The 15,919-nt window shown below is 54.8% G+C and carries 11 protein-coding genes; 7 read left to right on the top strand and 4 right to left on the bottom strand.

What is annotated here, in order from left to right:
* Positions 1-157: 157 nt before the first annotated feature.
* Both QFX31_RS01485 and QFX31_RS01480 read right to left on the bottom strand, forming a co-directional pair.
* The gene (locus QFX31_RS01485; protein WP_348530372.1) at positions 158-1,366 is read right to left on the bottom strand and encodes a TraB/GumN family protein; all 1,209 of its coding nucleotides are present in this window, start codon (positions 1,364-1,366) and stop codon (positions 158-160) included.
* Positions 1,367-2,479, bottom strand: a complete 1,113-nt coding sequence (locus QFX31_RS01480) for a CBS domain-containing protein (RefSeq protein ID WP_348530371.1) — start codon at positions 2,477-2,479, stop codon at positions 1,367-1,369.
* A 381-nt stretch (positions 2,480-2,860) separates the two neighbouring features.
* Between QFX31_RS01480 and QFX31_RS01475 the strand changes: the two genes are divergently transcribed.
* Together QFX31_RS01475 and QFX31_RS01470 are read left to right on the top strand one after the other, a co-directional pair.
* Positions 2,861-4,291, top strand: coding sequence for a matrixin family metalloprotease (locus QFX31_RS01475; RefSeq protein ID WP_348530370.1), 1,431 nt, complete (start codon positions 2,861-2,863; stop codon positions 4,289-4,291).
* Positions 4,292-4,425: 134 nt separating this feature from the next.
* Complete coding sequence (locus tag QFX31_RS01470) at positions 4,426-4,620, top strand: hypothetical protein (RefSeq protein WP_348530369.1); 195 nt, start codon at positions 4,426-4,428, stop codon at positions 4,618-4,620.
* Between the two features lie 191 nt (positions 4,621-4,811).
* Here the strand turns inward: QFX31_RS01470 and QFX31_RS01465 are convergent, their stop codons facing one another.
* Together QFX31_RS01465 and QFX31_RS01460 are read right to left on the bottom strand one after the other, a co-directional pair.
* Positions 4,812-8,273 (bottom strand): hypothetical protein, encoded by a 3,462-nt coding sequence (locus tag QFX31_RS01465; RefSeq protein ID WP_348530368.1) that lies wholly within the window; start codon positions 8,271-8,273, stop codon positions 4,812-4,814.
* 488 nt (positions 8,274-8,761) lie between these two features.
* A complete protein-coding gene (locus QFX31_RS01460; protein WP_348530367.1) occupies positions 8,762-10,381 on the bottom strand; it encodes an NAD+ synthase in 1,620 nt (539 codons plus the stop codon).
* Positions 10,382-10,537: 156 nt separating this feature from the next.
* On the opposite strand from QFX31_RS01460, the gene QFX31_RS01455 reads away from it, so the two are divergent.
* The 5 genes from QFX31_RS01455 to dnaG all read left to right on the top strand — a co-directional run bounded on the left by QFX31_RS01455 (position 10,538) and on the right by dnaG (position 15,736).
* Positions 10,538-11,737, top strand: coding sequence for a methionine adenosyltransferase (locus QFX31_RS01455; protein ID WP_348530366.1), 1,200 nt, complete (start codon positions 10,538-10,540; stop codon positions 11,735-11,737).
* 8 nt (positions 11,738-11,745) lie between these two features.
* Positions 11,746-12,648, top strand: coding sequence for a hypothetical protein (locus QFX31_RS01450; RefSeq protein WP_348530365.1), 903 nt, complete (start codon positions 11,746-11,748; stop codon positions 12,646-12,648).
* A 7-nt stretch (positions 12,649-12,655) separates the two neighbouring features.
* Positions 12,656-13,015, top strand: coding sequence for a DUF424 family protein (locus QFX31_RS01445; RefSeq protein WP_348530364.1), 360 nt, complete (start codon positions 12,656-12,658; stop codon positions 13,013-13,015).
* Entirely contained in the window at positions 13,012-14,046 is a 1,035-nt protein-coding gene (locus QFX31_RS01440) for a 60S ribosomal export protein NMD3 (RefSeq protein ID WP_348530363.1), read from the top strand. Before QFX31_RS01445 ends, QFX31_RS01440 begins: the two co-directional genes overlap by 4 nt.
* Before the next feature lie 373 nt (positions 14,047-14,419).
* Positions 14,420-15,736: a DNA primase DnaG gene (dnaG, locus tag QFX31_RS01435; RefSeq protein ID WP_348530362.1), complete on the top strand. Its 1,317-nt coding sequence runs from the start codon at positions 14,420-14,422 to the stop codon at positions 15,734-15,736.
* Positions 15,737-15,919: the final 183 nt, after the last annotated feature.

Genomic DNA, 15,919 nt, shown 5'->3' with positions numbered 1-15,919 from the left:
AATCAGGTACAATATGCTCTGCCTCTTTATGAGGGGTTACCGATCCGCTAAATCACCAGGATGAGCCTCTATGAAAATGCCGGCGCCATTGGTTACATCGCATGGGTGCTCGGTGGGCGCCAGATCCCGACAATCCCGGTGGTTCTGCCAGGCGGGCTCATATTATATGGCTCAGAATGGCATGCGGATCGATCAGCCCCATCCGGTGCCATATTATGTATATTCCGATAAACGTGCCCAGGGTTGCGCCGAGGTTTGCAAGGGCGGCCACGAGCACCACCCTGAAGAACCTGTTCTCTATCATCTCACCCATGCTCTCAGCGCTTGCCAGGCGTTTCACATCCCCCATCGTCGGCTTCCTCTTCCAGGCCTCGACCATTCCGGCGAACCATCCCGCAGCGACAAGCGGATTCAGTGTGGTCATCCAGGCTATCATGAATGCTGTGAGGATCGATAACGGATGACCTCTTGCAGCCACGACGCCCAGCGCTGCGAGGCCACCGGTCACCAGGAACCATATGCCAAATGCGAGCAGCACCACGCCGCTCGAGTATCCCGCGACCAGGATGTACGCAAACGTGGCGATGATCAGCAGCGTCACTGCGACCCCAAATACCTTTCCCAGGCTGAGCCCCTTTTCAGGAGGCGTCTCGAAGATGCGGGTGTCCGGAATTCCTGATGGATCTGAGAGGTAGCGCATTATCCCCTCGCGGTGGCCTGCGCCCACGACCGCAAGGACCTTTCCGTATCTAGACAGCTCGTAGAGATTCCTGGCTATGTATGCATCCCGCTCGTCGACCAGCGCCCTGGCAGCGGACGGCGCGATCCTCCTGAACTCCTCCATGAGCTGAGATACCACATCAGAGTCTGTAACTCTGTCCACATCGAGATCCTCCTTGCCGAAGCCGAGGGCTGCCACAACAAGGCTCCAGAGCATCTTCATCTTCTCCCAGATGCTCATCGCCGACCAGAACCTCTGGATCGTTATGCTGATGTCCCTGTCGACCAGGGCAACCCTGGCGTTGACCGCTCTGGCAGCATCTATGGCAGCGAGCATCTCAGATCCCGGCTTCACACCCATCTCAGAGCCGATCTGCCTCTGGATGTATGCGAGCAACCACTGGACCAGAACCAGATAGATCTTCCCGCCGCTGAGAAGCTCGCTTATCTTTATATCCTCATCCCTCTCCTGGCCGGTCAGGGCGAGGTACCGCCTCTGGCAGAGCTCGACCGCGACTATATCCGGCCTGGTCTGCTCTATGGCCTCTCTGACCTCGGCAACGCTTTTCTCTGATACATGTGCAGTTCCTATGATCACGATCTCGTTTCTTGCATCCGTTGCTGATCCTTCCGTGATATCCGCCATTTACAGCCTCACATCCGAGCACAGCTCGATGGCTCTGAGAAGATCCTCTCTTGATATTATACCCACCAGCCTGCCATCCTCGATGACGGGGAGCCTTCTTATCTTCTTGTCGCCCATGATCTTTATGGCAGCTGTCGCCTCATCATCCGGCCCTATGACATATATGTTTCTGGTCATGACGTCTCCGACGCGGGTGGTCTCGCGCAGGTGTTCTGGAACGCGCTGCAGATCCGTGATCGTCACTATCCCCACAAGATCATCACCGACCATCACAGGGTAGCCCCTGTGCTTCTCGTAGAACATCAGGCGCATCAGCTCCTCCAGACTCATCTCAGGGGGCACGACCCTAACATCTTTTGACATTATGTGTCTCACCTTGATGCCCCGCAGGCTGTCTGCTATTGTGGTGCTCCTGTCCTCCTCAGAGGCCGCTATGTATAGAAATATGCCTATGATGAGCGTGAGGAAGTTCAGCGTGAAGAGCCCTAGGAATATGAGAAATACCGCAAAGATCTTTCCGAGGGCGGCTGCGTTCTTTGTCGCGACCACATACGGCATCCTGGTGGAGAACCACGCCCTGAGCACACGCCCGCCATCCATGGGAAAGGCAGGGATGAGATTGAATATCATAAGAATGATATTCATTATTCCCAGCGTCCACAGGAGTATGGAGAACGGATGGCTTTCTCCCAGAATTGATTCTGACTGCGTGTAAAGCAGTATCGACATCACGCCAAGAACCCCGCTGACTGCCGGTCCTGCTATCGCCATCCTCAGCTCCATCGATGGGTTTCTGGGGATCTCCTCCATCGACGCGACGCCGCCGAAGAAGTAAAGGGTGATGCTTCTTATCTCTATGCCGTACCTTTTCGCAACAAATGAATGGCCGAGCTCGTGAAGCCCCACGCAGACAAAGAGCAGCACGGCAAAGACGAGCGAGTAGGCCCACCTTATGAGCGGGGGCTCGACCGCTCCAAAGCCGTACAGCTTTCCGAAGACTGTGGCGTTGACGCTTCCGAAGAGATATGCAACCCAGGGGATGATCAGAAGAAATGTCACATGAAGCCTTATCGGTATGCCCATGACCCTGCCGAGCTGGATGGAGTTTTCCATGGTACAAGGTTATCGACTGAAGTTAATATCTTTTGGCTCCTGAAACTCTCATATCCGATCTCTCATATCCGATATGTGTAGCCGGATCGAGTGATGTCTGAGCAGACCTCATACCTCGAACCACAGGCAACCACAGCATGCTGCATCTTGGCAGAAGATTCATCACAGGAGCCGTATCATCGAGCTGTGGCCATGCGACCCTGTGGATTTGTGTGGCGTTATGCCAGAGCACGCGGATTCCATGATGCCTGCACGCTGAGGAATGCTTATATAAGATCAGTAATTGAAGTACGTAACAGTGTTATAGAGACACTGAGATCCGGTTCAGTATCCAGACGGATTTCCCTGCCATCTGATCGGTGTGCAGGGGTTGGTGGTATTATGATCGTGAACAAAAATGGAGTGGGGGTGTGTCTTCTTCTCGCTGCTTTATTTTTGCCCATGGCACATGCCATCTCTGTGAGCTACGGATCGAGCGGCTACAGCGGCTCTGTCTCCGTCTCGGAGACGTACAAGCTAGATGATTCAACAGCGATGGCAGAGACAACAGATCTCAGCTCCGGCGCAGTATCGCAGTCGACGAGCCTCTCAGGCACGGGACTGAATCTCGTGACGAAGAGCGTTTCCGGCGGTGCGTACGGAATCGAGGCCGCGGCACAGTCTTATGGCGCTCTGGGTATGTCTACCGCTCTGAGCGCATCCGGCACCTCAGGAGGCATGAGCCAGAGCGTCTCTGGCGCCGGAAATATCGCTGCAGTCTCAGCAGGCACCAGCGTTTCTGATGCCGTCTGCAACATCGCACAGGTTGAGAACGGTTTAATTTCAACAGCACAGTCCACCACATCTGGCGGTTCTGTTTCAGGGGCTCAGAGCACATCCCTCGAGGGAGAGATCGGAGTGGTCGGATCGATCTCCACCACCGGCGATAGCGGGATGGCGGTGACTGGTGAAATCATCGGGGAGGGAAAGATCGATGCTGATCTCTGCTCATCAGACACATCGATCACAGGCCAGGTATCTGTCGATGGGACCAGATGGATGGACTCGCAGGATATGAGCATCGTCGGGAGCAACGACTTCGGCATCGTGGTTGAGGGGCTGAGGGTCGCAGGCGATGGTATAGGAACATTCAGCGTGAATGCAGCACACGTGAGCACAGCAGATGCCAGGAAGAGCAATGTGAGGACGAATGCGATGACGTACTACCAGAACAGCCCCCTCTCGTACACAACCACAGGGTGGCGCTGGAACAGGGCGAGCCCGCTGGTGCTCTACCTGAAGGCAGACAGCAACCTCGCATCTGAAGGTCTGAATTCAAATTCTGTGAGAGAAGCACTAACCAGCGCTGCTGACACATGGGATGGTGTGACCTCAAGAAACCTGTTCTACGACGGCGGGGTCATCGTTGACTCCAGGAAGAATGCTGACAACCCATATGACGGATACAGCGTGCACGCCTGGAAGTACCTCTCGCTGGCTCCATCAGCTCTCGCATACTCCAGAACCAGATACGGATATCCGAAGGTGAACGGTTACTACACCGTTTTAGAATCAGATGTCAGCTACAACACAAGGTACAGCTGGACGACTGACTGGAGCACAGCTGTGAACAATAACGGCAGAATCTTCGACGTCCAGACGGTTGCCCTCCACGAGCTCGGCCACACGCTCGGGCTGGGAGACCTGTACACGCTGCCCAGCACAGATCCGAGGAGAGGGGATTACTCACAGATAATGAACAGCTACAACGACCCGCAGAGGACGCTCGGCAGCGGGGATATAGCAGGCATACGCAAGCTCTACGGAATCTGATAGAGAGCAACAGGGCGCAAACTCCGGTCTTCTGGCCGGAGTAAGCCTGTATCACCCCCAGACTGAGGGGTAGAGCCTGTGGAGAAGCGGCCACTGAAGTAGCCGCTGCTTCTACTTTAGTAGAAGCATACTGGGTGAAACAGATCAATGAAACCTTCGACTTCGTCGAAGGGCTTCGAAGGCTCTCGATACAATCGATAGGCTTCGACAAAGTCGAGGCGAGTCGAAGTGCAGGAAGCTCCGGCCTTAAGACCGGAGAGGAAGTGGCGTTGCTTGCTGGGGCAGAGCGTGTCGATCTCAGATCATGGAAACAGAAAAACATTTCATGACAAACATTCACCATAAAAGCCCATGGCTTATGCAGTCGATTCTTCGGAGAGTTGACTCTGGTAACCAAAATCAGCATCAATAAACTCAGTATTCTTCTGTGAGTTTACCTATCGCCGAATCACTGGGATGAGCCAAGCACATTTTGTCCAATCGGCCGGAGAAAATTTCATCCTATTGCGACCTCCGGTGCTCAGTCCTGGAACTTTATGTTCTTCTGTATCTGGAAGCTTCCGGTGAGCCTCTGATCCGCCTTCATCTTCTTGCTGAACTTGGAGTACTCGGTTCTGGTGTTCCACATCCCCTCAAACGCCTGCTCTGTGGAGAACGCAACAGTGTTGTTTTTATAATTTATAGATCTTATCATTCCGCGCTCGCTCTTGTCGAGCTGGCTCATGTTAAAGCGCTCTGTGATGCTCGCCCCCATCCCGCCGTGGAATACAGGCGAGTCGAACCGCTTGAACCCCTTCAGAACGCCCCCATCGAAGGATATGTCCTTGACCTCGCTGAAGTTGACCGTGGGGTTCGACTTCTCCATGCACCTGACAGACTCCATGTTTAGGTTCCCGCTTCCCTTCAGATCCTCCTCATAGGTCAGGGCGTTCTCCGTGAAGGTATCCCTTATCGAGACCTCCCCCCTCCCGCTCACGGTCGTGGACTCGATGTAGAGCATTCCATCTCCACTTGCTTTCGTCTCAACCAGCGGGCTCGGTCTTCTTGAAGGAGCCTGGGAGACCCACTGCAGCATGTACGGCCCGTCCTCTGCGCTGCTCTGGCTGCATGCGGCCCTGACCGATATCCCCAGGATCGTTCCTGCGCTCTGTCCGGGGATCAGGCAGCTCCAGTAGCCGTCCCTCCTGTTTCCGCTCTCCAGCAGCATCTTGATCTGTGCGGTTCTCTTCATGCTGACCATATCAGCTCTGGCTATGCTCTGGTCCGCCACCCCGTACTCAAGGATGACAGAATCCACATCTGTATCCGCTCTGACGTGGGCGACAACCCTGACAGGAGCGCCTGCAACCGGCTCAGGAGGTATCGCAGTGACATCCAGAATGCGGACCGGTGCTCGCCTCTCCCTCACGCCCTCTATCCCCAGCGTGGTGTTCAGGGATGGATCCTGAACGTCGATGGAGATGCCGGATTCAGATGGCGGATTCTCCCCGGTGACGTTCCGGCCCGGCACATCTATCTGCTTTCTCATGATCAGATCCTGGATGTATCTGATCACCTCCCTGAGGATGGAGAGTGCGGACTGATCTCCGGATGCAGAGATGCCTTCACGGTATCCATCAGAGCCCAGCACACCAGATGTTCCGTCCTTCACAGCTCTGCTCACGTTCTCAGATGCGGCCGCGTTTCCAGAGGACGAATATCCAGCGGCATCGCCGTTGACGGAGCCGGTGATGTTTGTTGTGCTGGAGAGCGATGCGATAGATTCGCTTTTGTTCAGAGCGCTCTCATTAGCACCGGTCTCTTTTGCTGTGGATTCGTTAACAGAGACGCCTGCGTTTGATGCAGCCGGAGCGGTGTTCTGCTGTTTCTCCGGCCTCGGCTCTAGCCCCTTGAGAAGCCGTATGCCCAGCGGCTCTCTGTCCAGAACATGTGCCCTCGATGGGGTCAGCCCCTCAGCTGTAACAGTATCGGAGATGTCCATTGTGAGCGGGATCGTCATGGTCACCGTTTTTCTCTGCTTCGGTGCCAGGAAATCGATGCTACCCATCGGTCCTATCACCCTGCTCGTCACGAATATCTCATGCAGCGGCACGCCGCCGACGTTCTCCACGGTGCAGGAGATGGTCACCTTCTCCCCGAAGCGCGCCGCCTCTGGTGAGACGCTGACCTTGAGGTCCAGAGCGGCCTCGACCACAACCGCCTCGGAGCGCGCACCTGCGCTCCAGATCCTGCCGCGGGCGTCTCTGCCGGTTGCTGTGAAGATCAGCGTGCGGTTCTCGTTGACGGTGATTGATGGATTGACGGTCCTGAACTCGCCAGGCGCCAGGTCTCCGAGGGTGGCAAGGGGGCCCATCTCCGACTCCGAGATCCGCACATCGTACAGGGGATCGGTGCCGGAGTTGGAGACGAGACAGCTCACGTTGAATTCATCTCCTGCAGGAGCCATAACGCGGGCTGGCATCACAGATAGCGTTATGTTCGGCCGGATGACCTTCAGGGATAAAACCGCTGTGTCAGAGACCACCTGATCGCCAGCTCCGTAGCCGGTTGCTGTGATCGTCACATCTTTTGAGACACCGGATGAGATGGATGCCGCTATCCTTGTCTCTGTTCCCGGAGGGATCTCCCCGATCCTGCCGCTCCTGATTCCGGAAAGCGTCACGTTCATGAGGGATACCTCTCCGGTGTTCTCTATTGTGCACAGGACCTCAGACTCCTCCCCTGGATAGAGAACAAGCTCCTCTTGATCAAGCGAGAGGTTCATACCGGCTCTGTATACATGCACATAGACCTGGGCGAATGCGTAAATCTCCTTGCCCGTCGAGTCCCTGGCAGAGGCCATTACAATGTCATCTATCGATGATGAGATCTGCCTCCTCCTGCTGACATGGATGACCTCTCCAGGCTTCAGCTCCTTTATCTCCCCGATATGGCCGAAGCTGTCCTCCACAGAGACTTCCCTGAGCAGATCCGAGCCGGAGTTCTCGAGCCTGACTGTGATGTTTGTCACCCCGCCCGATATTATCTCTGCCGGAGAAGCGCTTGCACGTATCTCCAGCTCGGGCGAGACGACCCATACCGTCACAGATGTCTCATTCGCGACCGGAACACCGTTCCTGCCGCTCCCGGATACGTTTGCCCTGAGATCTGCAGTGGAGTTGATGGTGAAGTTGCCCTCCAGGCTCATGGATCTTCCGGGCAGGATGAACTGGGTTGTCATCCTCTTTTCGTGGCATAGCAGATCCACGTTGTAGATGACATCACTGCATGAGTTCCTGACCGTGCAGCGGTAGCTTATATTCTCCCCGGCTCTCGCCCTGGTCGTGCTCGTCTCGAGGATCAGATCCAGACCGCCGGATGGTCTGTACTCCATGGTTCTGAGGGTGGTCTCTGATTGGTCTGCGGTCACGGATGATGAGCGCGACCCGGAGTATCTGACGTCACCGACAAGAGACTCTCCTGCATTGTTTACAGCAAGAACTCTTAGATCTTTATCAGCCATGGAGCCGATCACAAGCGTGTGGCTCTCGCCGGGCCCGAGAACGGGTATTATGCCAAGGACGCTGTTCCTGCGGTCGACTATCTTAACCCGCCTCAGCTCCCTCTCTCCAAGATTCGCGATCCTGACCCTGTACTCTGCACCTCCGCCGATCCTGCTGGCCTCAACAGTCGCCCTGAGAGCGGGATATGGTATGTGTCGCATATCTTTTTCCAGAACCCCGACGCTGATCTCCCGGGATGCGAGCTCTTCTCCATTCGCGATTGCAGTGATCCTGAACCGCGATGGCGATAACAGAGGCGGCGTCTTCGCTTTTATTATGAAGACGTCCCCAGGGGGCAGTGTGTCGCGAAACCCGATCTCTCTTGCACCATCTGTCACAGATATGTTTGAGAGCGCGCGATCTCCGGTGTTTCGGAGGATGCATGTGTAATCCAGTGCATCTCCAGCGGCGACATCCGTACAATCCGCTCTGACTGTCATCTCCAGTTCCGGGCCGGAGGAGGTAGGGAGGGGCAGCCAGAAGGGCCAGGCGCATGCTGAGGGTATCGTACATGGCAGGAGGGATACGAAAAGGAGACCGAGGCTAAGCCAAGCTGAAAACCGGATACAGCTTTGCATAGTCGGGCTACAAACAAGGCCCAGTCCCTTCATCTGCTACCCCACGAAATATTTAAATGGTTTCTATGTATAAACATTTCGGAGACTGAAAGCATCCGGCGCAATCGGTATATCTCCATTATTTTATGATGGTGGCTCTCCGAAAGCGTTTTTTGTAATGTATTTGATAAATTTAAAATTTAAATTGTAATTAAAATGTGTAAATTCGCGAAGCTTTTGGAGGTACTTCGGAAAATGAATACACAATTAAGATTATTATTTATGAATAAAATATGACCAGCATCTGAATTCTATGTTCACAAGGACACGCAACTTTATGATCTCCCACGAGTGTTTTCGGAATCCTATGCTTAGATCCTGTATGCTATCGGCATCCTCCACCCGCTCCCGAAGGCGCGGTCTGTGACCTTGATCCCTGGTGGCGCCTGCTTCCTCTTGAACTCCGCGGTTTTTATCATTCTAAGTACATACCTCACCAGCTCAGGATCAAAACCGGCGCTCACGATCTCCTCCTCAGACTGGCGCTGCTCTATGTGTCTGTGCAGAATCTCATCCAGGATATCGTACGGTGGCAGAGTGTCCTGATCCTTCTGGCCAGGTCTGAGCTCTGCAGATGGCGCCTTCTCGAGGACCCTCTGGGGTATAACAGCTCTTCTCGCGTTGATCCACCTCGCTATCCTGTAGACCATTGTCTTGGGGACATCTGAGAGCACGGCAAATCCTCCTGACATGTCCCCGTAGATCGTGCAGTATCCGACTGCAAGCTCGGATTTGTTCCCTGTCGAGAGAACGATATGCCCGAATTTATTCGATAGGGCCATGAGCAGGTTGCCCCTTATCCTCGCCTGTATGTTCTCCTCGGTCACATCTCTCTTCGTACCCCTGAAAACCGGCTCCAGTGTGCGCTCGAACGCCATCATTATCTCATCTATCGGTATCGTGATGGTTTTGATGCAGAGATTCCTCGCAAGCTCCAGGGCATCATCGATGCTCGTACTGCTGGTGTATGGAGATGGCATTAGAACGCCGGTCACATTCTCGGGTCCAAGCGCCTCAGCAGCGATCGCCGCTGTAAGGGATGAGTCGATGCCTCCTGAGAGCCCGATCACGGCGGACCTGAATCCGCATTTGCGGACGTAATCCCTGGTGCCGAGCACAAGCGCCCGCCAGATCTCCGACTCAGGGGAGAAATCGTCTCCTGAAACAGATCCGCTGCAGGAATCGATATCCACAATGAGGATATCCTCCTCAAAAGCCGCTGCCCTTGCAATTAGCTCTCCTGACGGAGAGAAGGCGCAGCTTCTGCCGTCGAAGACCAGGTCGTCATTGCCGCCGACCTGGTTCACGTAGATGAGAGGAACTTCATACTTGCGGGCGATGCTGCTGAGCATCATCTCCCTTCTGAGATGCTTTCCTGCCGTGAATGGCGATGCTGACATGTTTATAAAACAGCCAGCTCCGCGCAGACTCTCCAGAGGATCCCTGTGGTACCTTTTGCGCCCGAAGACATCGGAATCATTCCAGATGTCCTCGCATATGGTGATGCCAAACGATCTTCCATTCAGGTTCAGAATCTGCGGGCCAGATGCAGGCTCAAAGTATCTGTCCTCATCGAAGACATCGTATGTCGGGAGCAGCGTCTTTCGGAAGATCTGATTCACAGATCCATCTGCGAGAAGAGCAGCAGAGTTGAAGAGTGGCCTCCCAGTCTCGGCTCTGTTCGGCTCTGGTATCCCGACGAGCACTGGCGGAGAATCTTTGAGATCGAGCGCGAGCCTCCTGAGAACATCCCAGGCCTTTTTCACAAATCCAGGTATCAGCAGAAGATCGCGCGGAGGGTACCCAATCAGAGACATCTCGGGGGTTACCGCCAGATCCACATCAAGTGACTCCACCGCTTCTCTGATAAGAGACGCATTGCCCTCGATATCCCCGACGGTTGTGTTGATCTGGAGAAGAGCAGCTCTCATCGGAGCGGCATATTCCATACCTCTTATATATACCAATCTGGCTGGCGCGGGATGCTCTCGGTCAAAATTAAAACTGCAGCCGCACACCGGCCCGACCAAAGTATTAATAGGGAGCTTGTGGATCTGAGCTCGAAGATCTGAACCGAGGATGGGGTCATGACCAAGAATATCAGGGTCGAGGAGCTAACCCAGAGGCCTGTTGAGAAGCAGAATATAGAGGTCGTGGAGCGCAAGGGACTGGGGCATCCAGACAGCGTCGCAGATGGCATCGCAGAGGAGATCAGCCGGGCCCTCTGCAGAGAGTACATCGAGAGGTTCGGCAGGGTGCTTCACCACAACACCGACAAGATACAGATAGTGGCGGGGCGCTCCAGGCCGGCCTTTGGCGGCGGGGAGGTCATCCAGCCCCAGTACATACTGCTCACAGGCAGGGCGACGCGGGTATGCGGGGATGTTGAGGTGCCTGTGGACGCGATAGCTCTGAGAACTGCACGAAGCCATCTCAAGAGAGCCCTGAGAAACCTCGATCTGGATACGCATGTCATCATCGACTGCAAGATCGGCACAGGTTCTGCAGATCTCTGTGAGATATTCGACAGAGATACATCCACTGTGCCGAGCGCGAATGATACATCATACGGCGTGGGATACGCACCGCTATCCGAGACTGAGAGGATAGTCTACAGCACTGAGCAGGAGCTTCTCTCGCTCAGGAGCAGGATACCTGCTATAGGGGAGGATATCAAGGTCATGGGTCTCAGGGAGGACGATACGATCTATCTCACGATCGCATGCGCAATGGTCGACAGATACATCGATGACCTCGATCACTATGTGGAGACGAAGAAAGAGATCGTGGAGGAGATCTCAGCTAAGGCGCAGTCGATGACAAAACGCAGGGTTAAAGTTCAGATGAACGTCGGCGATAACATAGCCACCGGTTCTGTGTACATAACTGTCACAGGCACCTCTGCAGAGATGGGGGATGATGGTGCTGTGGGCAGGGGCAACCGTGCAAACGGCCTGATCACCCCGAACAGGCCGATGAGCCTGGAGGCGACATCCGGAAAGAACCCGATCAACCACGTCGGCAAGATCTACAACCTCCTCTCAAACCTCATAGCAAAGGAGATCGCCGAGGAGGTTGATGGCGTGGAGGAGGTTTACGTGAAGATACTCTCACAGATCGGCAAGCCCATCAGCCAGCCGCACATCGCATCTGTGCAGCTCGTGCTGAAGGATGGAGTGGGTTTGAGTTCAGCACATTCCAGGGCGGAGGAGATAACCGAGAGGTGGCTCGAGAACATCCCCAGGGTTCAGCAGATGATCTTCCGCGGGGAGCTCCAGACATACTGAGGTGGAGTATGAGAGCGCTGGCTCTGGTTCTCCTGCTTGTCCTGATGTCTTCACCATCATCTGCAGCGGGCACGCTGGTCTGGAGCGGAGGAAGGCCGGATGCATTGACAACCTCTGGCGATGATTTCTATGCTGCGATCTACAGAGCCGGCAGCGATACAACAGAGATCCTGAGAATATCACCGGACGGGACGGTTCTGGACCGGTTCGAGGTTGACGGGCGTGTAAGAGGGCTGGCGTTCAGCAACGGTGCGCTGCTGATCTCCCACTCAGACAGGGTAACATCGATCATGAATAAAAGCGCCCGTGATATAGCAACGGGTCTGAGCAACCCTGGATCGATAACATTTCTGGGGGATCAGATCCTTGTCGCGGTCGATGGTGGTGTGATCAGAATAGACAGGCGTGAAGAAGGTGTGACAGCCGGCAGGGGAGAGAGCCTCTTTCTGGAGATATGGACGGTCGAGCACGGCATCGCCAGGACTGGACCGGGCCCGAGGATCATGATTGATTTCCCCACGTACTCGCTGGAAGGAGGCATGCTCAGGTCGATGATGCCCATAGATGGCGTGGATGATGCGGAACTCATAGTAGGAACAGGCATATCGCTTTCAGGAGATCTCGGCGGTGGTGCGAGCAGCATGCTCAGCGCGGTGAAGCTGCCGTACAGCGCGGAGGTATCAACGATTGAGACGAACGAGACCGATCAGTTCGAGATTCTGGGCATCGAGGATGGCTGTGTGAATCTGAAGCACATGGGCGAGATCTTCCAGCTCTGCCCCGGCGAGTCCAGGAGCTTCACCAGAAACACATCCAGCCCTGGAGGCTCGCTCGATATGGTTCTCACAACCACAGTCACAAACCACGGCTTTGTTACCCTGAAGACTCCTGGCGGGCAGGAGGAGATATAAACCATTCATGACATATGAAGAGATTGAGAGCATGATGATGAATAGCGGTGCACCAGGAGATTACGATGAGCTCTCGATGTGTCTCAGGACGTACACGATCGGCGGGGAGGTCCTGGTTGCCGTATGCGACAGCGAGCTGCTCGGACAGAGGTTCACGGAGAACGATCTCCAGCTCGAGGTCAGCGTGAGCTTTTTCGGCCAGGAGCTGGCTTCGGCGGCGATGCTCGAGAGGGCCCTCGAGGAGGCCACGATGGCGAACTTCGTCGGGGAGAGAGCTGTCGGATGGGCGATAGCATTCGAGTATGTCGATCGCGAGAACGTTCTGCATATCGATGGGGTTCCGTGTGCCCAGATGGTGCGAATGTGAGGAGCATATGTCCCAGATGCGGTGGGGCATCTGATGACGGACTCTGCCTCTCCTGCATTCTCGAGACGACAGAGTTCATGATCTGCCCGGACCAGATCGAGCTCGTCGTCTGCCCTGTCTGCGGATCGATCCTGGAGAGGGGAAGGTGGAGGCATCCGGATTCGGATCTGGATGAGCTCATAAGAAATGCCCTCTTCAGGGAGATCTCTGTACACCACGAGCTTGAGGATGTCGAGCTGGAGATCCTTCTGCATCCCAGAGGATCCACGAGGTTCGTGGCAGATGTCCATCTTAGCGGCATGTTCAGGGGCACTGCAGTGCATGCGGAGTGCCAGGTGAGGGTCAGGGTATCAAGACGCACATGTGACAGATGCAGCAGGATCGCCGGCAGGTACTTCGAGGGCATAGTCCAGGTGAGGGGAAGGGAGAGGCCGCCGGAGGAGAGCGATCTCTCCGAGGCCAGGGAGATCGCCCAGAGCCTTGCAGCAGCCGGATATCAAAAGGGCGACAGGCTCGCGTTCATTCAGGATATAAAGGACGTCCGGGGCGGCATAGATATCATTGTGGGCTCCACACAGCTTGGAAGGCATATAGCAAAAACCATCGCCCAGAGGTTTGGCGGCAGAGTTCAGGAATCTGTGAAGCTTGTGGGATGCAGGGACGGAAAGGATCTCTTCAGAACCACCATGCTCGTGCGCCTTCCCAGGCTCAGGAAGGGCGATGTGATATACTCAAAGGGTGCGGTGATGGAGGTGGTGGGGTTTGAGGGGAGAAGGACAGCTGTCATATCCCTGGATAAGGGCGAGAGGTTCTACATATCTGAAGAGGAGGCCGATGCTGCGGAGATCATAGGGGACAGCTCGAAGGCCAGGAAGAGTGTTGTGATCTCCGTAGATGAGAGCGTGGTTGAGGTTCTGGATCCGGAGAGCTACCGGACCGTGCTCGCGATCCGCCCGGCCGGGATGAAGCTCGAATCCGGAGCAGAGGTGAAAGTATTGCATACAGAGAGGGGTCTGTTTTTATTGTATTAGTAGTATAAAATATATGCTGATGCGGTGGTACCAAAAAGTTATTAAACTAGTTTTGCCCCTTACCTTTTGATAGATGCTCGCGTGGGAGCTATTATAAGAGCGTTCTGTCTCACATGAGAGCTCGGTAGGACCACAGTGGGCAGTTATCACATAATCCATAAAGCTGATACACGAGCATGGGAATAGTTGGATAAATGCACGTTCATGATCATTACAGCTCGATAGGAAGGGCACCTGAAGGGTATTTTGGCTGAAGGACTGTGCAGGGTGAAGCAGTTGGGTGACGCCGATACAGTGTGGGTAGGTCTCCCTGTCGGGCAGTGAAGGTCTGCGTGACTTTTATCTAACTATTTTAAAATTTGGGGTGTCTTATATGCAGAATGTTGACACAACAAAATATATAATTTACGCTGATATCACTGCAGATGGCATAGTAGAGCGGCCTGATGTTGTGGGAGCGATATTCGGCCAGACGGAGGGGCTGCTGGGCAGCGATCTTGATCTCAGGGATCTTCAGAAAACAGGAAGGCTTGGCAGGATAGACGTCCAGATATCCTCAAGCGGCGGTAAGTCGATGGGCACGATCTCCATACCCTCGAGCTTCGATAAGGTCGAGACCGCTATCCTGGCTGCAGCCCTTGAGACCATAGACCGGGTTGGGCCATGCATGGCAAGGATACAGGTTACAAAGATAGAGGATGTAAGGGCTGCGAAGAGGAAGTATATCATAGACAGGGCGAAGAGGATACTGGTGGAGATGTTCGATGAGAACATCCTGGAGACGGAGCAGATCACCGAGGAGATAAAGCAGTCTGTGAGGGTGGAGGAGATCACCTACATAGGCAAGGACAACCTGCCCGCGGGTCCGAATGTACTTGACTCGGATGCGATTCTTGTTGTGGAGGGCCGGGCAGATGTCCTGAACCTTCTCAAGTACGGCATAAAGAACGCTGTCGCTGTTGGCGGGACGAACATACCGCCCACGATCACAGAGCTCTGCTCGAAGAAGATCGCCACGGCATTCACAGATGGCGACCGCGGCGGTGAGCTCATCGTCAAGGAACTCCTCCAGGTCGCGGATATAGACTACGTCGCCCGTGCGCCCGAGGGCAAATGCGTGGAGGAGCTGACGCAGAAGGAGATCATACGCGCACTCCGCCAGAAGATCCCGGTCGAGCAGGTCATGGACATGTACAAGATCAAGCCGATTGCGAGGAAGAAGCGGGAGATTGTGGCCAAGCGGAAGAGCCTGATAAGGGAGAGGCCCGTCTCTGTCAGGACCGTCGCCCAGGTGGTCCCCATAGCGCATCGTGCTGAGATAGCCCCACCGCCTGAGATCCAGACAAGAGTGGTCCAGAAGGAGGCCCATGAGCACTACGAGGAGCCGGAGATCGAGGCCGAGGAGCCTGAGGACTGGTTCAAGCATCACGTCGAAGAGCTCGATGGAACGCTCACTGCAAGGCTCTTCGACAGGAACAACAACCCGATAAGGGACGTGGCCGTGAGGGACCTTGCGAGGGAGCTGAAGGAGTCAAATGGCAGCGTTCATGGCGTGATATTCGATGGAGTGATCACCCAGAGGCTTCTCGATATCGCGGCTGAGAAGGGCCTGGACTACCTGATAGGAGCGAAGATGGGGAGCATAGCGAAGACTCCTGTCGGGATAAAGGTCATAACAAGCGGTCAGTGATGCTGGGAGATCCGATCCGGATCTCCTTTGCGCTTTCTATTTTGATGATCCGCTCTCAGATGATGTCTCCATAAATGCTCAGCTGCAGGGACGCTCGCATCCGTCTCATCAGTTTTTGCTTCTGTTTTTGATTTTCTTTTGAACGATATGCAGAGTCATGTGATCGTTCAGCTCTGCTGCCCT

The sequence above is a fragment of the Methanothrix sp. genome (assembly GCF_030055635.1).
GTDB lineage: Archaea > Halobacteriota > Methanosarcinia > Methanotrichales > Methanotrichaceae > Methanothrix_B.
The sequence above is the reverse complement of the archived record's forward strand: the minus strand, read 5'-3'. Positions and strand labels throughout refer to the sequence as shown.

Bases quoted from the DNA above. Each gene is read 5' to 3' on its own strand.
- QFX31_RS01485 (WP_348530372.1), bottom strand. From the start codon at position 1,366: ATGGCGGATATCACGGAAGGATCAGCAACGGATGCAAGAAACGAGATC.
- QFX31_RS01480 (WP_348530371.1), bottom strand. From the start codon at position 2,479: ATGGAAAACTCCATCCAGCTCGGCAGGGTCATGGGCATACCGATAAGG.
- QFX31_RS01475 (WP_348530370.1), top strand. From the start codon at position 2,861: ATGATCGTGAACAAAAATGGAGTGGGGGTGTGTCTTCTTCTCGCTGCT.
- QFX31_RS01465 (WP_348530368.1), bottom strand. From the start codon at position 8,273: ATGACAGTCAGAGCGGATTGTACGGATGTCGCCGCTGGAGATGCACTG.
- QFX31_RS01460 (WP_348530367.1), bottom strand. From the start codon at position 10,381: ATGAGAGCTGCTCTTCTCCAGATCAACACAACCGTCGGGGATATCGAG.
- QFX31_RS01455 (WP_348530366.1), top strand. From the start codon at position 10,538: ATGACCAAGAATATCAGGGTCGAGGAGCTAACCCAGAGGCCTGTTGAG.
- QFX31_RS01450 (WP_348530365.1), top strand. From the start codon at position 11,746: ATGAGAGCGCTGGCTCTGGTTCTCCTGCTTGTCCTGATGTCTTCACCA.
- QFX31_RS01445 (WP_348530364.1), top strand. From the start codon at position 12,656: ATGACATATGAAGAGATTGAGAGCATGATGATGAATAGCGGTGCACCA.
- dnaG (WP_348530362.1), top strand. From the start codon at position 14,420: ATGCAGAATGTTGACACAACAAAATATATAATTTACGCTGATATCACT.